The organism is Texas Phoenix palm phytoplasma, from assembly GCF_005774685.2.
Taxonomy (GTDB): domain Bacteria; phylum Bacillota_I; class Bacilli_A; order Acholeplasmatales; family Acholeplasmataceae; genus Phytoplasma.
The window spans coordinates 1-23,242 of sequence record NZ_VBRA02000009.1 but is presented as its reverse complement, the minus strand read 5'-3'; the positions used below and the strand labels follow the sequence as shown (position 1 = coordinate 23,242).

Below are 23,242 nucleotides of genomic sequence, written 5' to 3'. Positions count from 1 at the left end.
AATATTTATATAAATAGTGAAAGGATTTTTTATATTGAAAAATTTTACTTATAAAATGATTTTGAGTTATAATGGAACTGGTTATTATGGTTATCAAAAACAAAAACAAACCAAATTAATTACTATTCAGTCGGTTTTGGAAAAATCTTTATTTAAATTAACAAAAAAACCAATTAAAACTTTTGCTGCTAGTCGCACAGATAAAGGTGTTCATGCTGAAGGTCAAGTTGTTCATTTTTCTTTATCATTTTTTATTTTTGAAAATGTATTAAAATTTAATTTAAATAAAATTTTACCTGAATCTATTAAAATAATTGATATAAAATTAGTAAATAATAATTTTCACGCGCGTTATAATTCTAAATCAAAAATTTATAAATATGTTTTTTCTAAAAAACCTTTAAATCCTTTTAATTATTGTTTAAAAGTTTATTTTGATTCTATTGATTTTGAAAAAATTTCTAAAGCAATATGTTTTTGCGAAGGTAAACATGATTTTTCTTTATTTACTAATAATAAAGATAAAAATAAATCAACAATAAAAAAAATTTATCGTTCTTTTTTAGCAGAAACAGAAGAAAAATATATTTTATTTTTTCATGGAAAAGGTTTTTTAAAAAAAATGATTTTATTTTTAGTTGGATTTTTAATTCAAATTGGAAAAAAACAAAGAAGTTTAACTGAATTAATAGATACAATAAATTTGAATACAAATCAAAAGTGTTCTTTTGCTGCTCCCGCTAAAGGTTTATATTTAAGTAAAATTTTTTATTAAAACAAAGAAAGAAGAATAATAACAATGTTTATTTCTTTTGAAGGTGGAGAATCTACAGGAAAAACTACTTTATCAAAATTTTTATTTAAAAAATTATCTAATAATTATGAAGTTATTTTAACCAAGGAACCGGGAGATGGAATTTTCAATTCCAAAATAAAAAATATTTTATTTAATTTTTCTAATAAAATTGATATAATTACAGAATCTTTATTATATGCAGCTGATAGAAATGAACATTTACGAACAGTTATTATTCCTTCTTTGGAAAATAAAAAAATTGTTGTTTGTGATCGATATTTAGATTCTTCTATTGTTTATCAAGGATTTGTTGGTGGAGCAGAAGAAAAATGGCTAAAAAAAATTAATTATAAAGCTTTTTTAAATTTACCAAATATTACTTTTTATTTAGATTTAGATCCTAAAATAGCATTAGAAAGATTATATAAAAATAGAAAAGATAAGATAGAATATTTCGATTTAAAAGATTTACAATTTCATAATAGAATAAGACAAGGATATTTAAATCTTTGTGAAAAATATCCAAAAAGAATTTATAAAATAGATGTAAATTCAAGTTTATTAAATATTCAAAATATAATACAAAAAAAAATTGAAAAATTATTAAAAATAAAATTATGAATAATTATAAATATTTATTAAATAGGTTTAAAATTATTATTAAAAATAAAAAGTTAACTCATTTTTATTTGATAGAAGGAAAAGAATTTATAGAGCAAAAAAAAATTGCTATTGAATTGATTTATGAATTTTTGAAAACTGAAAACCAATCAGAAAAATTAAGAAATTGGATTGAAAATTTTAGTTATCCTAATATTTATCATTTAGGAATAAAAGATGAAGAAATCAAAAAAGAACATATTTTGAATATGCAAAAATATTTTTTTCATACTTCTTTTTTGCAAAAAAAAAAAGTTTGTTTAATTGCTAAAGCTGAAAATATTTCTTATCAAGCTTCTCATAGTTTGCTTTATTTTTTAGAAAATCCTGTTAATGAAAATTTTTTATTTATTTTATTAACTAGTAATCGTTATCTTTTAATACCTACTATTGTATCAAGAGCTCAAGTTTTTTCTTTAGATTTGATTAATAATAAAAATTTTAATTTAGAAAGTGATGATTTTTTAATTAATAAATCTGATAAAGAAAATTTGGATTATTATTTAATTTTTTTATTTAATCGTTCTAAAATTAGAGAATCAAATTTTGTATTAAGTTCATATTATTGTAATTTTAAAAAATTTTTTTTGTTTTTTTTGGATAATTTTCCATTTTTTTTAGATAAAAAAAAATTATTTTTATTTATAAGAAATATTTCAGAAGAATGTAAAATTTTTTTTAAAGATTTTTTATTTATTTTCACAATGTTTTTTTTAGATTTAAATTATAAAAAAAATAATTTAAAATTTTTTTTTCCTTTAAATATTTTAAATTATTTTTGTGATAAAAATAAAATATCTATTGAGCAAATTAATAATATTTTGTATATTTTTAAAGAATTAGAACAAAAAAATCATATTTTAGATGATTTAGTTTGTTTTATGATTTTTTTTATAAAAATAGAAAAAATTTTTAAGAAGGAAATTTAATTTTTTTAAATTGAAAAATTATTATAATGGTTATAATACAAAAAACTTTTACTGAAAAAAAATCTATTTTATATTTAGTTTCTACTCCTATAGGTAATATGTCTGATATTAGCTTAAGAGCTTTGCAAATTTTGAAAAAAGTAGAAGTTATTTTTTCTGAAGATACTAGAATATCTAGAAAATTATTAAAATTTTACGATTTAAAAACTCCTTTAATTTCTTTTTATGAACATAATGAAAAAAAACGTATTAAAGAAATTTTACTTTTATTAGGAAAAGGTAAAGATTTAGCTTTAATTTGTGATGCAGGAACACCTTTAATAAGTGATCCTGGTTTGTTTTTAGTTCAAGAAGTTAAAAAAGCTGGTTTTCATGTTACTACTGTTCCTGGTGCTTCAGCTTTTTTATCTGCTTTTATTTTGTCTTCTTTTGAATTACCTTTTTGTTTTTTAGGATTTTTGCCTAAAAAAAAACAAAAAAAAGAATCTTTTTTGAAAAAATATCGTTTTTTTGAAGGAAGCATAATTATTTATGAAACTTCTAAAAGATTATTAGATACTTTATTTTTGATAACAAAAATTTATAAAAAAAGAAATATTTCTATTTCTCGAGAATTAACTAAAAAGTTCGAAACTATTATAAATGGTGATATTGATGAAATTTTAAAACAAGATTTTATTTTAAAAGGAGAATATGTTTTAGTTATTGAAAAAAACAAATCTTCGTATTTAGAATTAGAATTATCTTTAGAAGAACATATTGATTTTTTTTTAAAACAAGGTTTTTCTGAAAAAGAATCTTTTACTAAAGTTGCAAAATATAGAAAAATTCCTAAAAAAGAAATTTATAAAAAATATAAAATTTTAAATAAATGATTAATAAAAAAATAAATTTATAAAAGCAAAAAGAGGTTAAAATTGTATTTTGAATAAAAAAGATAAAAAAAAATTTTATATTTCTACTTCTATTGTTTATGCTTCTTCTAGGCCTCATATTGGTAATTTATATGAAATTATTTTATCAGATGTAATAGCTCGTTTTAAAAGAATGGATGGTTATGATGTTTATTTTCAAACTGGTACAGATGAACATGGTCAAAAAATAGAACAAAAAGCTATTCAAAAAAATTTTACACCTAAAGAATATGTTGATTTTTTTTCTTTTGAAATTGAAAAAATTTACAAGAAAATGAATATTAAATATGATTATTTCGCAAGAACAACAGATTCTTTTCATAAGAATATTGTTCAAAAAATTGTAAAAAAATTTTTTGAACAAAAAGATGTTTATTTAGGAAATTATGAAGGATGGTATTCTGTTTTTGAAGAAAGTTATATTTCTGAAAAAGATTTGATAGAAGGCAAAACTGCTTCTGGCGAAACTCCTATTTGGGCAAAAGAAGAGGTTTATTTTTTTAAATTATCTAAGTATCAAAAAAAGTTTTTAATTTTTTTAGAAAAAAATGATAATTTAATTTTTCCTGAAAAAAGAAAAAAAGAAATTTTAAATTGGTTAAAAGAACCTTTGCCAGATTTATCTATCACCCGTACTTCTTTTAAATGGGGAGTTGAATTGGATTTTGATCCTAAACATGTAGTTTATGTATGGGTAGATGCTTTGATGAATTATATTACTGGTTTAAGATACGATCCTACTAAAAAAAAAGAAGAACAAAGTAAAAAATTTTTAAAATACTGGCCTTGCGATCTTCATGTTATAGGAAAAGATATTAGTAGATTCCATCTTGTGATTTGGCCTATTTTGTTGATTGCTTTGGAATTACCTTTGCCTAAACATTTTTTAATTCATCCTTGGATTTTATTTAATAATAAAAAAATGTCTAAATCTATTAATAATGTTATTTATGAAAAAGATTTATTAAAATTTTTTTCAGTAGATTCTATTAGATATTTTGTTTTACATGAAATTCCTTATAATGATGATGGAATAATAACTTATGATATTTTTTCTCAAGTTTATAATTCTGATTTAGTAAATACATTAGGAAATTTATTAAGTAGAACTATAGGACTTATTTCTAAATATCGTGATGGAAAAGTAAAAAAAATTTCTAATTTTAAAAAAGAATGTGAAATTAATTTATCACAAAAATCTTTAGAAACTTTACCTATTATTAAAAAATTGATGAAAGAGTTTAAAGTTGGTGAATCCTTAGAAAAAATTATGCAATTATGTAGATTGTGTAATAAATATATTGATTTAAATCAACCTTGGAATTTAATTAAAGAAAATAAATTAGAAGATTTGGATTTTTGTTTATATAATTTGATAGAAACGATAAGATTTATAGGTGTTTTATTAAAACCTTTTTTACCTGATACTGCTGAAATTATTTTAAAACAAATTAAAGCTGAAAAAGATAGTTTTGAAAGTTTAAATTTTTTTGGATTAACGAAAAATAAAAAATTAAAAAAAGAAAATAAATTATTTCCTCGTTTTGAAAAAAAAAATTTTTTTAATTAATTTTTATGTTTTTATATTAAAATATTAATTGGGGATGTAATTTGGTGTTGCCAAAGCTAAAAGTAGTTTTTTTTAGCATGTCTGTGCGCGAAATGATACCTAATTATTAGTGATTTAACGCATCATGAACATAATGATAATGTGTTCCTTCGTATTCTTGGCTTTTGAAACTAAAGAATCAAAAGTTACAGCAAAGAATAAAAGCGGGTTGAGGAGAAATTCATATCCAATAAGATTACGCAAGAAGAAAATGACTCACAAGGATAACCTTTATGAAAGAAGGCTAAATGCAATAAAGGGTGTAAATACTATATACTGAACAGAAATGAATTGTAACTGTTTATCAAAGTTATTAGATATTTAAAATAAGATATGGATATCTAAATTATCAATGTTTTTAAGAAAAACATCATAGGGTTTTATTATTAAACCTAACTTTGAACCTACCTTTATGTGAATTAACTTATTTTTCAATGTTATATAGATTGAATAATAATTATAAAGGTTTGCATACCTAAATGAGTTACGTAGATAATTAGAGTAACTTCGATCTTCCTAAACTTATCTTAGAGAAAAATATTCTTTAAAGAAAAACACAGAATAGTTTGTGGAAGCAAGGAAAAAGCAGAATCATAGTAGTCGTGAGCAATTCAAAGCTTCTTTTGGAATAAAGAAGTGAACTGACTCACCAAGGAAAAGGGTAACAACCTTTACAAGGCGAAAGAGGAAAAACAAGTTTTTAAAAAAAACTTGTTTAACCGCCGAATGCTTGGAAATTTGCTTGTTCGGTGGTGTGAGGGGCTTAGATTAATATCTAGTAATATAGAAAAACGGTCTAATTCTATCTCGATTGGTTAAGCAAGTAAAAACTTCGAGGTTAATAATAACTGGCAAAAATAAAATTGTAAATCAACCAAAGGTTGATGAAAATAATTATCGTTTTAATTTTTTAAATGCTAATGTTTCTCCAATGATGGGAACTGCTACAGCTTAAAAAATTAATATAAATTATATAATTTATACTTTTTAAAACTAAATTTTTTAATTTTAAATTATTTTTTTAATAAAAAAATAAATTTTTATATTTTAAAAAAAATTTTGTTTGTTTTTGAAAAAAACAAAATAAATATGTAGAAAGATTAAAATAAAATTAGCTTTGTACAGGGGTTCGACTCCCCTCATCTCCACCAAAAAAATATTTTTTTATTTATTAATTAAAAAAAATAATTAAATATATTTTAAAAAAATAATTTTATATTTTTATTTTTTTGATACAAATTTTTTATTTAATCATTTTTTTTAATATAATAATAATATAAAAAAAAGATATTTTATTTTTTTAAAATAAAATATCTGTTGTTAGAAATTTTTTTAATTTATAATATTTTTTTATATAAAATTAACGAAATCTTTTTGTTTTAATTTAAAAATAGATTTTTCTTTGTGATTTTTTTTTAATTTTTTATCAATATTTTGTTCTTTTTTTCCTATTGCAATTAGTATTAATGGTAGATAATCTTTTGAAATAGAAAGATATTTGTAAATTTTTTCAAAATCACAACCTCCCATAAAACATATATTATATTTTAATTTTTGCGCAACCAATGCAAAATGCAAAGAAATTAAACCTCCTTCAAAAGATGTTTCATTTTGTAATCTTTTTTCATTAATTTTGTTATAATGATTTTTAATATTTTCCAATATCATTTCTTTTTCTTTTTGATTTATTTGATTATTTAAGAATTTTTTTTGGTAAATATATTTGCTTAATTCAATTTTTTTTAAGTAACAACAAAGTAAAATTATAGCTGAACTTGTTTCTAATTGTTTTTTATTACCTATTAAAATTTTTTTTAATTTATTTTTTTTTTCTTGACTTTCTATTATAAAAAATCTCCATGGTTGTAAATCAAAAGAAGAAGGCGTAAAACGAATTTCTTCGAAAATTTTATCCCAAATTTTTTTAGGAATTTTATGATTTTTTTGAAATGATCTAACTGTTTCGATTTTCATTTTTGTATTCCTTAATATTTTCAAAATTAATTTTTTGCTATTTAAATTTTATAATTCAATATTTTTTATTTTTTATAAAAAAAATAAATTTTTTTACAAAAATATTATCGAAAGATAAATTTTTGTTGCATATTATTATTTTATTATTATTATTAGCAATAAAATAATAAAAATTAAAAAAATGATAAAAAAAGAAAATAAATTATGTCAAGATTATTTAAAATTATTCCTTCAAATTTTTTTCAATTGTTTGCTTCTCCTAATAAAGATATTTATATAGATTGTCTTTTGATTTTAGAATCATTAGCTAATGAAGATAAAGAATTAAATATTAAAAAGATTTTAGCAGTGGATGTTTTAGAAAAATATTTTAATGATAAAACAAAAATTTTTTTAGAAGAAGAAGAAAAAAAAATAGAAATATTGAGTGATAATCGTCAAAAAGCTTTTAAAGTGATAAATAATTTAAAAAAAAATGGTTGGTTGGCTGAAGAAAGAATTAATCATTATGTTGTTAATTTGAATTTTTTTGATTATAGTTTGGAAATGATTTATTTTTTAAAGAAAATTCTTAATAAGATTAAACCAGAATCTATTGGCAATATTTATAGTATTTATTCTCTTTTAAAGTTGTTTTTATCTGAAAAAAATTATGTTACTTTTAAAGAATCTTCTTTAAAAACTCAAAGTCTTTTGATAAAATTAAAAGTTTTGAAAGCTAATATTTATCGTTTTTATCATCAATTAATAAATACTAATTTTCATAATAATGTTCAGAATGTATTAGAGCAATTATTGTTAGATTATAAAAAAAATTTTTTTGATTCTTCTTATTATTTGTTGAAAACTACTGACAATTTTTTTAAATATCGTAGGAAAATTAATTTTTTTTTACAACAAATAGATAATGAACCTGAATATATAAAATTACTTACAAAACAATTTAAAATAATAAATAATGTTTCTGAAGAAGAATCTTATGAAAATGTAATAAATGAATTTAGAAATATAAAAGATAATTTGCAATTGATAGATCAAATTATGGTTGTAATAGATCAAAAAAATGAACAATATTTGCAAATTGCTTGTGAAAAAATTTTATTTTTTGAAAATAAAAAAAATAGTAATAAATATATTTTGTACGATGCTATTAAACTTCTTCTTCGAGGGGAACAAATTAATAATGATTTTTTAAATCTTTGTGAAATTAAAAATTTAGATAAATTTTCTTTATATAAACCTAGAGCGCAAAAATCTAATTTAATGGTTTCTTCATTAGATTTATTTTCTATAGAAATTAAAAATAATTTGAACAAAAAGAAAAAAATATTTTTAGAAAGAGATTATTTTTATGATAAAAAAAACATTAATTTATTTGTTAAAAATATTCTGAATTCTAAAAATCCTGTCAAAGCTTCTGAAATGTCTTTAAAAAATGATAAAGACATATCTAGGCTGATTTTGATTTATCTTTTTTCTGGTTCTGTTTTTAAAAACAAGAATATTTATCAAATTAAAACTTTAAATAAAAGAGTTACTTGCAATAATGTTACTTTTTCTAATTTTTTAATTTTTTTAAAGTTAAAAAATAAATAATAAATTTATATTAAAAAAATTATTATTAATATTTTTTTATTATTTTGTGTGAATAATTCAATTTATAAAATAATACTTTTTATATAAAATTAAATTATATAAAAAATTTTTATATATTTTTCCTCATATATATTATTGATGATGTAAAATAATGTATAGAGAGGAAGATTTTTTTCTGTAAAATAATGCAAACTGAAAATAAATATAAAAAATATTATTTTAAAATATCTATTTTTTGCTCTTTTATTATTATATTTTTTTTGTTTTTTTTGTTAAAATACAAAATAAAGATACAATTAGATAATGTTGAAAACAAAGATGATTCTTTTTATGAGGAAATTTATTATAAAAAAAGTACAAATAAAAAAATAGATGATTTTGATGATTCTTTAACTGAAAAAATAAAAAAAGAAGAAAAAGTTAATGAAGAACTTAATAAAGAATATTTTCCTGTTGATAATAAAATCAAATTAAATTCTACAAATGAAAATTTTTTACCTAATTTAATGCAAGAAAAACATCAATTGGATGATAATTCAAAATCGAAAAAAAAAGAATTTAAAATTCCTGAACTTGAAAATCTTTCAAATCTTAAAACATCACCTTTATATATAGGTAATGAAATGTATAACAATATAGGACATATTGGTTTTGAAAAATATCATAATTATAATTTTATGGATTTTTCTGGAAAAGATCCAAAAGATTATAAAATTATAGAAAATAAAGCATCTTTGGAAAAAGATAATATTTTTAATAATAATGGTAAAATTTATCCTGATGTTTCTTCGCCTCAACAAATGCTACCAGGTACAGTTGGTTTTGCTGTTAATAATAAAAAAGATTATAAATTTACAGAAAATAAACTATCTTCAGAAACAAAAGATAATATTATTGTTGATAATAATGATGAAAATACGAAACCTAATACTTTTTTTGCTACTGCGCCATCTTTAGATAAAGTTGGTTTGGTTGCAAACAATAAAAAAGATGATAATTTTTCAGAAAATAAATTATCTTTAGAAACAAAAGATAATATTGTTGATAATAATGATGAAAAGACGAAACCTAATACTTCTTCTGCTGCTGCACCATCTTTAGATAAAGTTGGTTTGGTTGCAAACAATAAAAAAGATGATAATTTTTCAGAAAATAAATTATCTTTAGAAACAAAAGATAATATTGTTGATAATAATGATGAAAAGACGAAACCTAATACTTCTTCTGTTACTGCGCCATCTTTAGATAAAGTTGGTTTGGTTGCAAACAATAAAAAAGATGATAATTCTTCAAAACATAAAATATCTTCAAAAAAAGATAATATTTTTAATAATTATGATAAAAATTATCCTAATTCTTCTGCTCCACATCCAAATGAAGTTTATATACATTATGATAATACAAAAGATAATGTTATAAATGCTAATAGTAATATTTTAAATTCTAACGGTAATAATTTGATAACTGGTATTGTAAATGTTATGCCAGAAACTTCTAATGTTATTTATTCTTAATATAAAAATTTTAAATAAAAAATAAAAAAGTTTTTTACTAGTATTAAAATTTAAATAAAATTTATTTACTTTTTTTAAATAAATTAATTAATTTTTTTAAAAAAAAGATTAATCATAATATTTAGTAATATTTAAATAAATTAAATTTTAAATATTGTTTTTATTTTTAGTTTTTAATTTTATTAAAATTTTATTTTAAAAAAATTAATTAATAGGTAAAGGAATTAAATTAAGTGATTATTAATAAATGTATTTTTGTCAAAAGTATTGATAATTTGAAAAATCGTCCTATACCTTTTTTAAAAGAAATTTTTTTAATTGGTAGAAGTAATGTTGGTAAAAGTTCTTTTATTAATGTTTTAACTAATAAAAAAAAAATATCTTTTGTTTCTAAAAAACCTGGAAAAACTATGTATTTGAATTATTTTTTGATAAATGATTGTTTTTATCTTGTAGATGCTCCTGGTTATGGATATATAAAAAAAAGTAAAAAAAATATAAATAATATGATTAATATTTTGAATAATTTTATTCAAAATAATTTTTATATTAAAATCGTTTTTCAAATAATAGATTTTAAAGTTGGTCCTACTCAATTAGATTTAAAGATATATAAATTGTTAAAAGAATTTAATTTTTTTATTATTTTAATTTTAAATAAAAAAGATAAAGTTCTTAAAAATAAAGTATTTTATAGATTTAAAGAAATTAAAAAGATATTTTTTGATTTATATCTTACGGATGTTCCTATGTATTTATTTTCGTGTAAAACAAAAGAAGGTTTAAATGAAATTATTAGATTAATTTTTGATAGAATAACGACATAAGTTATAAATATTTTTTTAAAAAATTTAATTTAAAAATAAAATTTTTTTTCAACATAAATAATTTTTTGAAATTTATTATTTTTGTTTACATTTTGTGAACTAGAGGATTATTGAAATAAAATGAAAAATAAATATGATTTTCTAAATATAGAAAAAGGAAGATATAAAATTTGGTTAGAAAGAAATTATTTTGAAACTGAAAAAAATATTAACAAACCAAATTTTACTATTGTTATTCCTCCTCCAAATATTACTGGTAAATTACATTTGGGTCATGCTTGGAATAATATTTTGCAAGATATTCTTATAAGAAGAAAAAAAATGTTAGGATTTAATGTTCTTTTTTTGCCTGGCATGGATCATGCTGGAATAGCTACTCAAAGGAAAATTAAACAAAAATTAAAAAAAGAAGGATTTTCTGAAAATAATTTAACTAAGGAAATTTTTTTAAAATATGCTAACTTATGGAAGAAAAAATATGCTGAAAATATTCGTTTTCAATGGTCTTCTTTAGGATTATCTTTAGATTATAAAAATGAAAAATTTACTTTAGATAAAGAATTATGTGAAGTTGTTGAAAAAGTTTTTATAAAATTGTACAAAGATAATTTTATTTATCGTGATTATAAAATTATTAATTGGGATTCTGAATTACAAACTACTTTATCTAATGTTGAAGTTTCTTATAAAGAAATTAATGGAAAATTGTTTTATTTAAAATATTTTATTTCACAAAATGAAATAAAAGAAACAATAGATAAAAATTTTTTTTTAGAAGTTGCTACTACAAGGCCCGAAACTATTTTTGCAGATCAGGCTTTAATGATTAATCCTTTAGATAAAAGATATCAAAATTTAGTTGGAAAAAAATTTTTTATTCCTAATACAAAAATAGAAATACCTCTTATTATTGATAATTCAGTTGATATTAATTTTGGTACTGGAGTTGTAAAAGTTACTCCTGCTCATGATGAAAATGATTTTAAAGTAGGGAAAAAAAATAATTTAAAAAATGTTAGTTGTATTAATAAAAATGGAACAATGAATGATAATGCACTTCAATATAAAAATTTAAAAATTTTAGAATGTAGAGAAAAGTTAATTGAAGAATTAAATTTTAAAAATTTTGTTACAAAAATAGAAGATTATAAACATTCTGTAGGGTTTTCTACTATTTCTGGTTCAATGATAGAACCTAGATTATCTTTTCAATGGTTTTTAAAAACAAAAAAATTAGCTTTATTTTGTTTAAAAAAACATAAAATTAATTTTTTTCCTAAAAGATTTCTTAATATTTTTAATAATTGGTTAAGTAATTTTGAAGATTGGTGTATTTCACGTCAATTATGGTGGGGACATCCTATTCCCGCTTGGTATAAAAATAATGAAATTAAAATACAGTCTGAAGATCCAGGAAATGGATTTATTAAAGAATTAGATGTATTAGATACTTGGTTTTCTTCTTCATTATGGCCCTTAAGTGTTTTAGGTTGGAATAATGATGTTAATGAATTTTCTTTATTTAAAAATCGTTTTCCTTTAGATGTTCTAGTGACTGGTTATGATATTTTAACTTTTTGGGTTTCGAAAATGGTTTTACAAAGTATGTATTTAACTAAACAAATACCTTTCAAAGATGTTTGTTTACATGGTTTAGTTAGAGATATTAAAGGACAAAAAATGTCTAAATCTAAAGGTAATGGTATAGATCCTATTCACATAATTAATAAATATGGAACAGATTCTTTAAGATGGTTTTTATCAACTAATTCTTCTATGGGTTCTGATTTGTATTTTGATGAAAATAAAGTCAAAAATAGTTGGAATTTTATTAATAAAATTTGGAATATTAGTGTTTTGATTAAAAATAATATTCTTACGAATAAGACTGATTTTAAAAAAGAATTTTTATTATTACCTGAAAAAGCTTTATTAACTCAATTATTTCAATTAATTAAAAAACATAATCTTTTATATGAGTATTATGAATTTAATACTATAGGTACTGAATTGTATCATTTTATTTGGGAAGATTTTTCTAATTGGGTTTTGGAATTTTTAAAATTTTCTTTAAAAGAAAAACAAAATAATAATATAAATACTCATAAATTTTTATTATATGTTTTAGAAAATATATTAAAATTGTTACATCCTTTTATTCCTTTTGTTACAGATTTTATTTATGAAAGTTTAACTCAAAAATCTATTTTACATTCTCAATGGCCAAAAATAGATTATAATGATCAAGAATCTTTAAAAGAATTTAATTGTTTAAAAAAAATAATTATTCAAATGAGACATTTTAGACAAAGTTATAATTTGTCATCTAAACAAATATTTAAATTATATATTGAAGCTCCTAAATTACAAATTAATAAATTGGAAATTTTAATAAATTCTTTGAAAAAATTTTTAAAAGCTTCTGAAATTGAATTAGTTGAAAATATAAAAGATAATAATAAATATTTTTGTTTATTTACTGAAGACTATTTTTCTCTTTTTATAGAAAAACAAATTTTTTTGAATTTAAATAAAGGTCAAATGAAAAATAATTTTTTAGAAAGAAAAAAAAATATTTTATTCGAAGTTAAAAGAAGTGAAAATATTTTAAATAATAAAATGTTTTTAAAAAAAGCGAGTAGCGAAAAAATACAAGAAGAAAAAGAAAAATATAGAAAATATTTAGAGCAATATAATAATTTAGTTAAAAATATTACAAATGTTGATGAAGAATAATAAATTATTTTATATAATAATTCTATGATTATAAATGAAAATTTTTGTTATATTAAATTTAAAAATGTTAAAATTCCAAAAGCTAATGTAGTAATTTTACATGGTTTAGGGGAAAGTTCGCAAGAATATATTCATTTATCTAATTTTTTAAATCATTATTCTTATAATGTAATAATATATGATATTAGGGGACATGGAAAAAGCGGAGGAAAACAAGGAGATATAAAACATTTTTATAATTTTTTAGATGATTTAAAATGTATTGTAGATTTTGTTCGGCAAAAAAATAAATTAAAAATTTTTTTATTAGGACATAGTATGGGCGGCATTATTGTTAATAATTATTTAGTAAAATATGGTAATGTTGATGGAGCTATTGTTAGTGCTGCTTTAACAAGAATTCCTAATCATTGTAAATATTATATTTATTTAAAATATCCTTTATATTTAATTAATTTTAAACAAAAGAAAAAACTGAAATTTTATGATAATATTAGTAATAATTTATTTTTTCAAGAATATTATCCTTATAGATTAAATTTTGTTACTTATAGATTATTAAGAAATATATTATTTTTGAGTTTAGAATATCTAAATAAAAATTTTTTTTCTTATTTAACTCCTGTTTTATTTTTGTACAGTTATAAAGATAGTGTTGTTTCATTTTTGGATGGTAAATTTATATATGAAAAAATTTTTTCTAAAGATAAAAAATTAAAATTATATCAAGAAAGTCAACATAATTTAATACATAATATCGAATATAAAATTGTTTTTAATGATATATTAAATTGGTTAGAATTTAGAATTTAGAATTTTTTAATTTTTTATATATAATCATAATTATGATAATTATGTATATTATTATTATTTTAATTTTTTATTTTAATTAAATTATTTTTTTTAATTTTTTAACAAGAGGAATATAAGAAAATGAAAAAAAAAGATATTTTTGAAATTAGTAGTTTTTCTAAAGAAAAAATATTTAAATATTTTAATACTAGTTTTGAAGGATTAAAAACAGAAGAAGTTAAAAAAAGACAAATTTTATATGGTTTTAATATTATTAAAAAAAGTAGAAATTTTTCTTTTATAAAAAAATTTATTAAACAATTTACTTCTTTGTTTGCTATTTTGTTATGGGTATCGGGTTTTTTAGCCTTCTTAATTGAAGAAAATGCTGTATCTATATCTATCATTTCAGTAGTTATTGTTAATGGTATTTTTTCTTTTTTTCAAGAACATAAAGCAGATAAAATTTTATCTTCTTTAAGTGAAATGATACCTAAAAAAATTCAGGTTTATAGAGATGGCGAAATAAAAATTATAGATGTTACTGATTTAACAATAGGAGATTTGATATTTTTAGAAGTAGGGGTTACTATACCTGCTGATGCAGTTTTAATAGAAGCGAATAATTTTTTTGTTGATAATTCTATTTTAACTGGAGAAACTATACCTTTAAATAGAAATGTTATTCCTAATAATAAGAAAACAAAAGTTATTTCAGAAATATCTAATTTGGTATATGCTGGTACAACAGTATCACAAGGCAGTGCTAAAGCTATTGTTTACGATATTGGAAAAAATACACAAATTGGTGAAGTTTCGAATTTGTCTCAAAATATAAATAAGGGAATTAATACTCTTGAAAAAGAAATACATAAAGTAATTAAAATAATTAGTTGTATTGCTATTATTTTATCTTCAATTGTTTTTTTTATTTGTTTGTGGCGTTTTTATGATTCAGAAGTTTCTTGGAACAAAATTTTAATACCTTCTGTAGTTGTAGCTTTAGGTATGTTAGTTGCTAATATTCCTGAAGGATTATTGCCTACTATTAATTTAAGTTTAGCTATAGGTTCTCAAAGAATGGCTAAACATAAAGCTTTAATTAAACAATTATTTTCCGTAGAAACATTAAATTCTGCAACAGTTATTTGCACAGACAAAACAGGGACTTTAACTAAAAACCAATTGACTTGTAATAAAATAATATTTCCTAATGGTATGATTAAAATTACTGGAAATGGTTTTCAGAAAGAAGGAAAAATTTTAAATTTTAATAATATAAAGTGTAATAAAATTATTAATAAAATTTTTATTGCGGCTGTAATGTGTTCTGAAGCAAATTTAATTGATGATTTGAAAAATAAAAAATATTTTAAAATAGTTGGAAATCCTACAGAAGGTTCATTATTAATTGCTTCTTTTAAATATGGATTAGATATTAACAAAATTCGTAATAGTTTTGTAACGGAAAAAATAAATCCTTTTTCTTCTGAAACTAAAAAAATGAGTGTTTTGGTTAATAATATATCTCAAAAAAATTATGATATCGGAAGTAAATATTTATTTGTTAAAGGTGCTCCAAATGTTCTTTTAGAAAAATGTAATGCTCAATACAAGGATGGAAAGGTTACTAATTTTTCTAAAAAAGAAAAAGAAATTTTTTCTTTTAAAAATGAAGAATTATCCAAACAAGGATATCGTATTTTAGCAATTGCTTATAAAAAAATAGAACAAAAAGATTTTAAAGAAGAGGATATGGTATTTTTAGGTTTTGCTGTCAATTATGATCCTCCTAAAATAGAAGTTCGTGATGCAGTTAAAAAATTACTAAATGCTGGTTTAAAAATTACTGTTATTACTGGTGATTATGGACCTACAGCTATTTCTATTGGTAAACAAGTAGGTATAATTAAAGATGATTATCTTAATATAGATGGAATAACACTAGATAAAATGTCTTTTGAAGAATTAAAAAAAATATTAAAAACTAAAAAACCTATATTTTTTTCTAGAACAACTCCAAAACATAAATTGAAGATTGTAGAAGCTTATCGTTCTAACAAAGAAGTAGTTGGCGTAATAGGAGATGGAGTTAATGATATTTTAGCTATGAAAGCTGCTCATATTGGTATTGCTATGGGAAAATCTGGTAAAGATGTAGCACATAATGCTGCTGATATGATTTTATTAGATGATAATTTTTCTACTATTCCAAAAGCTGTTTTAGAAGCTAGAGGAATTTATGATAATGTTAAGAAATTTATGACTTATGTTTTTTGTTCTAATATTCCTCAAATTTTCCCTATTATTTTTATGGCTTTTTTCCGTGTTCCTCTTTATTTGACTGTTATGCAAATTTTAGCTATTGATTTAATAACAGATTTAATTCCAGCTATTGCTTTAGGTGCTGAAAAACCTAAAATTAATTTGTTAAATAAAAAACCTATAACAGAAAAAGATCATTTGCTAGATTTTCAATTATTGAAAAGAAGTTATGGTTTTTTAGGCATGGTAGAGGGCATAACAACTTTGGTTTTTTTCTTGTATTTTGGAGGTTTAAAATTATATCAACAAGAAATCCCTTTTAAACAAATGTCTCATATGGCAGAATTTAAATTAGCATCTACGATGGCTTTTGGTTCTGTTATTTTTTCTCAAATTGGAAATGTTTTTGCTTGTCGTTCAGATCAACTTTATTTTTGGCAAACAATAAAGCAAAAAAATAAACTTTTATATTTTGGTATTTTTTGTGAGATTTTTTTATTTGTATTAATTTCTCAATCTTTTGATACTTTAAATAATTTTTTTGGAACTCAAAAAATTAGATTTAATGATTATATTATTCTATCATGTTGTATTTTTGTTATGTTATTTTTTGACACTATTTATAAATTTTTTTCAAAAAATAAAATAAATAATAAAGAATAGTACTAAAGGAAAAAAGAAGAAAAAGAAAAATGAAAATGATTTGTGGTTTAGGTAATCCCGGAGTTGAATTTGAATCAACTCCTCATAATATAGGTTTTATGTTAGTTAATTATTTTTTAGAAAAATTTCAAGAAAATATTTGTTTTTTTAAAAAAAAATTTTCTAGTTTAATTTATTGTATTCAAATTCAAGAAAAAAAATTTTTATTAGTAAAACCTGAAAGTTATATGAATTTATCTGGAAATTCTATTTATAAAGTTATGCAAAATTATAAAATAAAGACAAAGGATATTTTAATTATAAGCGATGATATTTATTTAAATCCTGGTTCTTTTAAATTTAAAAAAAAAGGGGGACACGGAGGACATAACGGAATAAAAAATATTATTGATAATTTGAAAACTAATGAATTTAAAAGGTTAAAAATAGGAGTAGGATATGATTGTTCAGTTTCAATAGAAAAATATGTTTTAAAAAATTTAGATAACAATGTTAAAAATAAAATTTTAATTAATTTTCCTTTATTTTATGATTTTTTAATTAATTTTGTTCAAGGAATTTCTTTTGAAAAAATAATTAATTTAGTTTTAAATAAGAATAAAATAAAGTAATTTTTTTTAAAATTTATTTTATTTTTTTTATAAAAAACGTTGATTATTTTAATCAATATGATATAATAAAAGTATAAAAATTGTTTTAAAATTGCTTATTTATTTTTGCTGTTTAAATTTTTTTTAACAATTTAATTTGAAATATTTTGATAGTTGGTTATTTATATAATTACAAATAAATAAATTAATTTATTTTTAATTTGATTTTGAAATTTGTATGTTATTTTTAATTTTTTTATCTTAATTTTAATTCTTTGAAAACTGAAGATGATTTTTTTAATTAAAAAAATTTAAAATACTTTTTTGCAAAAGTATTACATATAAAAAATGTATTTCATTAAAATTAATTACTAAATATTATTTAATTTTAATTTAAAACTTTATTATTAAAATTAAGAGTTTGATCCTGGCTCAGGATGAACGCTGGCGGCGTGCTTAATACATGCAAGTCGAACGGAAATCTTTTAGAGAAATCTTTTAGATTTTAGTGGCGAACGGGTGAGTAACACGTAAGCAACCTGCCTTTAAGACGAGAATAACAATTGGAAACAGTTGCTAAGGCTGGATAGGAAATAAAAAGGCATCTTTTTATTTTTAAAAGACCTTCTTCGGAGGGTATGCTTAAAGAGGGGCTTGCGTCACATTAGTTAGTTGGTAGGGTAATGGCCTACCAAGACGATGATGTGTAGCTGGACTGAGAGGTTGAACAGCCACATTGGGACTGAGACACGGCCCAAACTCCTACGGGAGGCAGCAGTAGGGAATTTTCGGCAATGGAGGAAACTCTGACCGAGCAACGCCGCGTGAACGACGAAGTACTTCGGTATGTAAAGTTCTTTTATTGAAGAAGAAACAATAGTGGAAAAACTATCTTGACGTTATTCAATGAATAAGCCCCGGCTAACTATGTGCCAGCAGCCGCGGTAATACATAGGGGGCGAGCGTTATCCGGAATTATTGGGCGTAAAGGGTGCGTAGGCGGTTTAATAAGTCTCTAGTTTAATTTCAACGCTTAACGTTGTCCTGCTAGAGAAACTGTTTGACTAGAGTGAGATAGAGGTAAGCGGAATTCCATGTGTAGCGGTAAAATGTGTAAATATATGGAGGAACACCAGAGGCGTAGGCGGCTTACTGGGTCTTTACTGACGCTGATGCACGAAAGCGTGGGGAGCAAACAGGATTAGATACCCTGGTAGTCCACGCCGTAAACTATGAGTACTAAGTGTCGGGGTTAAACTCGGTACTGAAGTTAACACATTAAGTACTCCGCCTGAGTAGTACGTACGCAAGTATGAAACTTAAAGGAATTGACGGGATCCCGCACAAGCGGTGGATCATGTTGTTTAATTCGAAGATACACGAAAAACCTTACCAGGTCTTGACATACTCTGCAAAACTATAGAAATATAGTGGAGGTTATCAGGGATACAGGTGGTGCATGGTTGTCGTCAGCTCGTGTCGTGAGATGTTAGGTTAAGTTCTAAAACGAGCGCAACCCCTGTCGTTAATTGCCAGCACGTTATGGTGGGGACTTTAGCGAGACTGCCAATGAAAAATTGGAGGAAGGTGGGGATTACGTCAAATCATCATGCCCCTTATGATCTGGGCTACAAACGTGATACAATGGCTATTACAAAGAGTAGCTTAAACGCGAGTTTTTGGCAAATCTCAAAAAAATAGTCTTAGTTCGGATTGAAGTCTGCAACTCGACTTCATGAAGTTGGAATCGCTAGTAATCGCGAATCAGCATGTCGCGGTGAATACGTTCTCGGGGTTTGTACACACCGCCCGTCAAACCACGAAAGTGGACAATACCCGAAAGCGATAGCCTAACTGCGCAAGCAGAGGGAATCGTCTAAGGTAGGGTCGATGATTGGGGTTAAGTCGTAACAAGGTATCCCTACCGGAAGGTGGGGATGGATCACCTCCTTTCTAAGGAAATTTTTAAAATCATCATCTTCAGTTTTGAAAGACTTAAATTAATTTAAAAAAATAAGTTTTTCTTTTTCATTAATTATTCTTATAGTATTTAATTTTTTAAGGGCCTATAGCTCAGTTGGTTAGAGCACACGCCTGATAAGCGTGAGGTCGGTGGTTCAAGTCCATTTAGGCCCACCAGTCTAAATGAACTGAAAATCAAAAAAAAGTTCTTTGAAAAGTAGATAAACAACGTAAATTCTCAAAATAATGAAGAAAATAAGGGCGTACAGTGGATGCCTTGGCACTAAGAGCCGATGAAGGACGCAATTAACGGCGATACGTCATGGGTAATTGTAAATAAATGAAGATCCATGAATTTCCGAATGGGGAAACCTACTATAATAAACTTATAGTTTTTTTGATGTTAAAGTCAAAAAAGGGAACGCAGTGAACTGAAATATCTAAGTAACTGTAGGAAAAGAAAGTAACAACGATTCTGGTAGTAGCGACGAGCGAAACCGGAAGAGCCTGATACGAATTACTAGTTATAAAATTTTAAAAAACTCGAAGTTTTTGGAAAGAAACATCAAAGAAGGTTATAATCCTGTAGAGGTAATTTAAAATCTAGCGTATCAAAAAGTACGGCGAGACACGAGAAATCTTGTCGGAATATGGGAGGACCATCTCCTAAGGCTAAATACTCCTTAGTGACCGATAGTGAACTAGTACCGTGAGGGAAAGGTGAAAAGAACCCCGGGAGGGGAGTGAAATAGATCCTGAAACTGTATGCCTACAATTAGTCAGAGCTCGTTAATGAGTGATGGCTTGCCTTTTGCAGAATGAACCGGCGAGTTATGATATAGAGCAAGGTTAAGTTTTGAGGAACGTAGCCATAGCGAAAGCGAGTTTTAATAGAGCGTTTAGTTGTATGTCATAGACCCGAAACTGAAGTGAGCTAGCCATGAGCAGGTTGAAGTTTAGGTAAAACTAAATGGAGGACCGAACCAGGACACGTTGAAAAGTGTTTGGATGACTTGTGGCTAGGGGTGAAATTCCAATCGAACTCAGAGATAGCTGGTTCTCCCCGAAATAGCTTTAGGGCTAGCGTTGATTATAATTTTTTTTGAAGGTAGAGCACTAAATGAGTGATGGTTCCACCTCGGGATACTGACCTCAATTAAACTCCGAATGTCATTAAAATAAAATCAGCAGTCAGACTATGGGTGATAAGGTCCATAGTCAAAAGGGAAAGAGCCCAGACCGTCAGCTAAGGTCCCTAAATTAATGTTAAGTGGAAAAGGAAGTGAAGATGTTCAGACAACTAGGAAGTTGGCTTAGAAGCAGCCATCTTTTAAAGAGTGCGTAATAGCTCACTAGTCAAATGACTTTGCACCGAAAATGTACCGGGGCTAAAACATTATACCGAAGCTACGGATAAAAATATTAAAATATTTTATATGGTAGGGGAAGCGTTCTGATTTCAGTGAAGTCATAGCGTAAGCAGTGGTGGAGAGATCAGAAGTGAGAATGCCGGTGTAAGTAACGAAAAGATAGGTGAGAATCCTATCCGTCGAAAACCCAAGGTTTCCAGGGGCAGGTTCGTCCTCCCTGGGTTAGTCAGGTCCTAAGATGAGGAAGAAATTCGTAGTCGATGGCAAGCAGGCTAAAATTCCTGCACTAAAAAAACAACTGATGGAGGGACAAAGAAGGATAAGCACGCCTTTTATTGGATTAAGGTAGAAGAACCAAGTTTGAGAAAATAGGCAAATCCGTTTTCTTATTCCAAAAAATGAGGTTTGAAGGTAAAGTGACTGATTTCATACTTTCAAGAAAAGCTTCTAGGGTTAATTGTTTTTTTACCTGTACCGTAAACCGACACAGGTGGGAAGGTAGAGTATACTAAGACGCGCGAGAAAACTCTTGTTAAGGAACTCGGCAAAATGACTCCGTAACTTAGGGATAAGGAGAGCTTTTATTTCAAAAGTAAAAGCCGCAGATAATAGGCCCAAGCGACTGTTTATCAAAAACATAGGTCTCTGCTAAACCGTGAGGTGATGTATAGGGGCTGATGCCTGCCCGGTGCTGGAAGATTAAAAGGAGATGTTCGGGAAACCAAAGCATTGAATTGAAGTCCCAGTGAACGGCGGCCGTAACTATAACGGTCCTAAGGTAGCGAAATTCCTTGTCGGGTAAATTCCGACCCGCACGAAAGGCATAACGATTTGGGCGCTGTCTCAACAAGAGTCTCGGTGAAATCAAATTACCGGTGAAAATGCCGGTTACCCGCGACAGGACGAAAAGACCCCATGGAGCTTTACTGCAACTTAATATTGAATTTGGAAAACTCATGTACAGAATAAGTGGGAGACTATGAATTTAAAACGCTAGTTTTAAAGGAGTCGCCTTTGGGATACCACTCTTGGGTTTTTTAGCTTCTAACCTACACAAGTGTATTGTGAGGGACAGTGTTTGGTGGGCAGTTTGACTGGGGCGGTCGCCTCCTAAAGAGTAACGGAGGCGTTCATAAGGTTCCTTCAAAATGGTCGGAAATCATTTCGAGAGCGTAAAGGCATAAAGGAGCTTGACTGCGAGACATACAAGTCGAGCAGGGACGAAAGTCGGACTTAGTGATCTTACGGTACCGCATGGAAGGGCCGTAACTCAACGGATAAAAGCTACCCTGGGGATAACAGGCTTATCGCTTCCGAGCGTTCACAGCGACGAAGCGGTTTGGCACCTCGATGTCGGCTCATCGCATCCTGGAGCTGGAGAAGGTTCCAAGGGTTGGGCTGTTCGCCCATTAAAGCGGAACGCGAGCTGGGTTCAGAACGTCGTGAGACAGTTCGGTCTCTATCCGTCGTGGGCGTTGGAAATTTGAAAGGAACTGTCCCTAGTATGAGAAGACCGGGATGGATATACCTCTGGTGTTTCAGTTGGTTCGCCAGAGCCACAGCTGAGTAGCTATGTATAGAAGGGATAAACACTGAAAGCATCTAAGTGTGAAGCCTCCCTTAAGATGAGATTTCCCTATGAGAACCCTGAAAGACTATCAGGTTGATAGGCTAGAAGTGTAAGAATAGTGATATTTTCAGCTGACTAGTACTAATAGATCCATTGACTTTATTTTTTGAGTAAAAAACGTTTGTTTATCTAGTTTTGAAAGAACCTTGGTGATTTAGCTAAGGGGAAACACCTGTTCCCATTCCGAATACAGAAGTTAAGCCCTTACGCGCTGAAAATAGTTTTTATTTATAAAAGTGAAAATAAGTTTTGCCAAGGTTTACTTTGAAAAAAATAATTTATTTATTTTTTACAAATTTTTATATTTTTTATTTTGAATTTTTACAGACAGAGGATTAGCTCAGTGGGAGAGCGTCTGCCTTACAAGCAGAAAGTCGGGGGTTCAAATCCCTCATCCTCTACCACAAATCCATAT

At 24.7% G+C, this 23,242-nt stretch carries 14 protein-coding genes, 2 tRNA genes and 3 rRNA genes; 18 read left to right on the top strand and 1 reads right to left on the bottom strand.

The features are described 5' to 3' along the window. Positions 1-34 precede the first annotated feature (34 nt). The 6 genes from truA to FEF22_RS01140 all read left to right on the top strand — a co-directional run bounded on the left by truA (position 35) and on the right by FEF22_RS01140 (position 5,863). Positions 35-775: a tRNA pseudouridine(38-40) synthase TruA gene (gene truA / locus FEF22_RS01165; RefSeq protein WP_138107934.1), complete on the top strand. Its 741-nt coding sequence runs from the start codon at positions 35-37 to the stop codon at positions 773-775. A gap of 24 nt (positions 776-799) precedes the next feature. Then, positions 800-1,417 (top strand): dTMP kinase, encoded by a 618-nt coding sequence (tmk, locus tag FEF22_RS01160; RefSeq protein ID WP_138107935.1) that lies wholly within the window; start codon positions 800-802, stop codon positions 1,415-1,417. After that, positions 1,414-2,385, top strand: a complete 972-nt coding sequence (locus tag FEF22_RS01155) for a hypothetical protein (protein ID WP_138107936.1) — start codon at positions 1,414-1,416, stop codon at positions 2,383-2,385. Before tmk ends, FEF22_RS01155 begins: the two co-directional genes overlap by 4 nt. Positions 2,386-2,411: 26 nt before the next feature. Further along, a complete protein-coding gene (rsmI, locus tag FEF22_RS01150; protein ID WP_138107937.1) occupies positions 2,412-3,260 on the top strand; it encodes a 16S rRNA (cytidine(1402)-2'-O)-methyltransferase in 849 nt (282 codons plus the stop codon). Between the two features lie 49 nt (positions 3,261-3,309). Further along, positions 3,310-4,869 carry a methionine--tRNA ligase gene (metG, locus tag FEF22_RS01145; protein ID WP_138107938.1) on the top strand — a complete coding sequence of 520 codons (1,560 nt, stop codon included), beginning with the start codon at positions 3,310-3,312 and terminating at the stop codon, positions 4,867-4,869. An 850-nt stretch (positions 4,870-5,719) separates the two neighbouring features. After that, positions 5,720-5,863: a hypothetical protein gene (locus FEF22_RS01140; protein WP_210352273.1), complete on the top strand. Its 144-nt coding sequence runs from the start codon at positions 5,720-5,722 to the stop codon at positions 5,861-5,863. A 395-nt stretch (positions 5,864-6,258) separates the two neighbouring features. On the opposite strand, the gene FEF22_RS01135 is transcribed toward FEF22_RS01140, so the two are convergent. Beyond that, positions 6,259-6,882 carry a nitroreductase family protein gene (locus FEF22_RS01135; RefSeq protein WP_138107939.1) on the bottom strand — a complete coding sequence of 208 codons (624 nt, stop codon included), beginning with the start codon at positions 6,880-6,882 and terminating at the stop codon, positions 6,259-6,261. Positions 6,883-7,086: 204 nt separating this feature from the next. Between FEF22_RS01135 and FEF22_RS01130 the strand changes: the two genes are divergently transcribed. The 12 genes from FEF22_RS01130 to FEF22_RS01075 all read left to right on the top strand — a co-directional run bounded on the left by FEF22_RS01130 (position 7,087) and on the right by FEF22_RS01075 (position 23,231). Then, positions 7,087-8,478 (top strand): Wadjet anti-phage system protein JetA family protein, encoded by a 1,392-nt coding sequence (locus tag FEF22_RS01130; protein ID WP_138107940.1) that lies wholly within the window; start codon positions 7,087-7,089, stop codon positions 8,476-8,478. 269 nt (positions 8,479-8,747) lie between these two features. Then, the gene (locus tag FEF22_RS01125) at positions 8,748-9,992 is read left to right on the top strand and encodes a hypothetical protein (RefSeq protein WP_210352272.1); all 1,245 of its coding nucleotides are present in this window, start codon (positions 8,748-8,750) and stop codon (positions 9,990-9,992) included. A 233-nt stretch (positions 9,993-10,225) separates the two neighbouring features. Next, positions 10,226-10,819, top strand: coding sequence for a ribosome biogenesis GTP-binding protein YihA/YsxC (gene yihA / locus FEF22_RS01120; RefSeq protein ID WP_308699402.1), 594 nt, complete (start codon positions 10,226-10,228; stop codon positions 10,817-10,819). Between the two features lie 120 nt (positions 10,820-10,939). After that, on the top strand, positions 10,940-13,555 hold the full coding sequence (locus tag FEF22_RS01115; RefSeq protein WP_138107942.1) for a valine--tRNA ligase: 2,616 nt from the start codon (positions 10,940-10,942) through the stop codon (positions 13,553-13,555). A 24-nt stretch (positions 13,556-13,579) separates the two neighbouring features. Next, positions 13,580-14,368, top strand: coding sequence for an alpha/beta fold hydrolase (locus FEF22_RS01110; protein WP_138107943.1), 789 nt, complete (start codon positions 13,580-13,582; stop codon positions 14,366-14,368). A gap of 120 nt (positions 14,369-14,488) precedes the next feature. Next, positions 14,489-17,275 carry a cation-translocating P-type ATPase gene (locus FEF22_RS01105; RefSeq protein WP_138107944.1) on the top strand — a complete coding sequence of 929 codons (2,787 nt, stop codon included), beginning with the start codon at positions 14,489-14,491 and terminating at the stop codon, positions 17,273-17,275. Between the two features lie 29 nt (positions 17,276-17,304). Continuing rightward, positions 17,305-17,886 carry an aminoacyl-tRNA hydrolase gene (gene pth / locus FEF22_RS01100; protein WP_138107945.1) on the top strand — a complete coding sequence of 194 codons (582 nt, stop codon included), beginning with the start codon at positions 17,305-17,307 and terminating at the stop codon, positions 17,884-17,886. A 388-nt stretch (positions 17,887-18,274) separates the two neighbouring features. Next, positions 18,275-19,818, top strand: a 16S ribosomal RNA gene (locus FEF22_RS01095). Positions 19,819-19,927: 109 nt separating this feature from the next. Then, positions 19,928-20,004, top strand: a tRNA-Ile gene (locus FEF22_RS01090). A 68-nt stretch (positions 20,005-20,072) separates the two neighbouring features. Continuing rightward, positions 20,073-22,933 (top strand): 23S ribosomal RNA (locus tag FEF22_RS01085). Positions 22,934-22,971: 38 nt separating this feature from the next. Further along, positions 22,972-23,086 (top strand): 5S ribosomal RNA (rrf, locus tag FEF22_RS01080). The 16S, 23S and 5S rRNA genes sit together here with 2 tRNA genes alongside, the layout of an rRNA operon. Positions 23,087-23,156: 70 nt before the next feature. Beyond that, positions 23,157-23,231, top strand: a tRNA-Val gene (locus FEF22_RS01075). The last annotated feature ends 11 nt before the right edge of the window (positions 23,232-23,242 follow it).

What these genes read in the sequence shown, in the direction of transcription:
- rsmI (WP_138107937.1), top strand. Translation starts at nt 2,412, where the DNA reads ATGGTTATAATACAAAAAACTTTTACTGAAAAAAAATCTATTTTATAT.
- FEF22_RS01105 (WP_138107944.1), top strand. Translation starts at nt 14,489, where the DNA reads ATGAAAAAAAAAGATATTTTTGAAATTAGTAGTTTTTCTAAAGAAAAA.
- FEF22_RS01115 (WP_138107942.1), top strand. Translation starts at nt 10,940, where the DNA reads ATGAAAAATAAATATGATTTTCTAAATATAGAAAAAGGAAGATATAAA.
- FEF22_RS01155 (WP_138107936.1), top strand. Translation starts at nt 1,414, where the DNA reads ATGAATAATTATAAATATTTATTAAATAGGTTTAAAATTATTATTAAA.
- FEF22_RS01130 (WP_138107940.1), top strand. Translation starts at nt 7,087, where the DNA reads ATGTCAAGATTATTTAAAATTATTCCTTCAAATTTTTTTCAATTGTTT.
- pth (WP_138107945.1), top strand. Translation starts at nt 17,305, where the DNA reads ATGAAAATGATTTGTGGTTTAGGTAATCCCGGAGTTGAATTTGAATCA.
- FEF22_RS01135 (WP_138107939.1), bottom strand. Translation starts at nt 6,882, where the DNA reads ATGAAAATCGAAACAGTTAGATCATTTCAAAAAAATCATAAAATTCCT.
- tmk (WP_138107935.1), top strand. Translation starts at nt 800, where the DNA reads ATGTTTATTTCTTTTGAAGGTGGAGAATCTACAGGAAAAACTACTTTA.
- FEF22_RS01110 (WP_138107943.1), top strand. Translation starts at nt 13,580, where the DNA reads ATGATTATAAATGAAAATTTTTGTTATATTAAATTTAAAAATGTTAAA.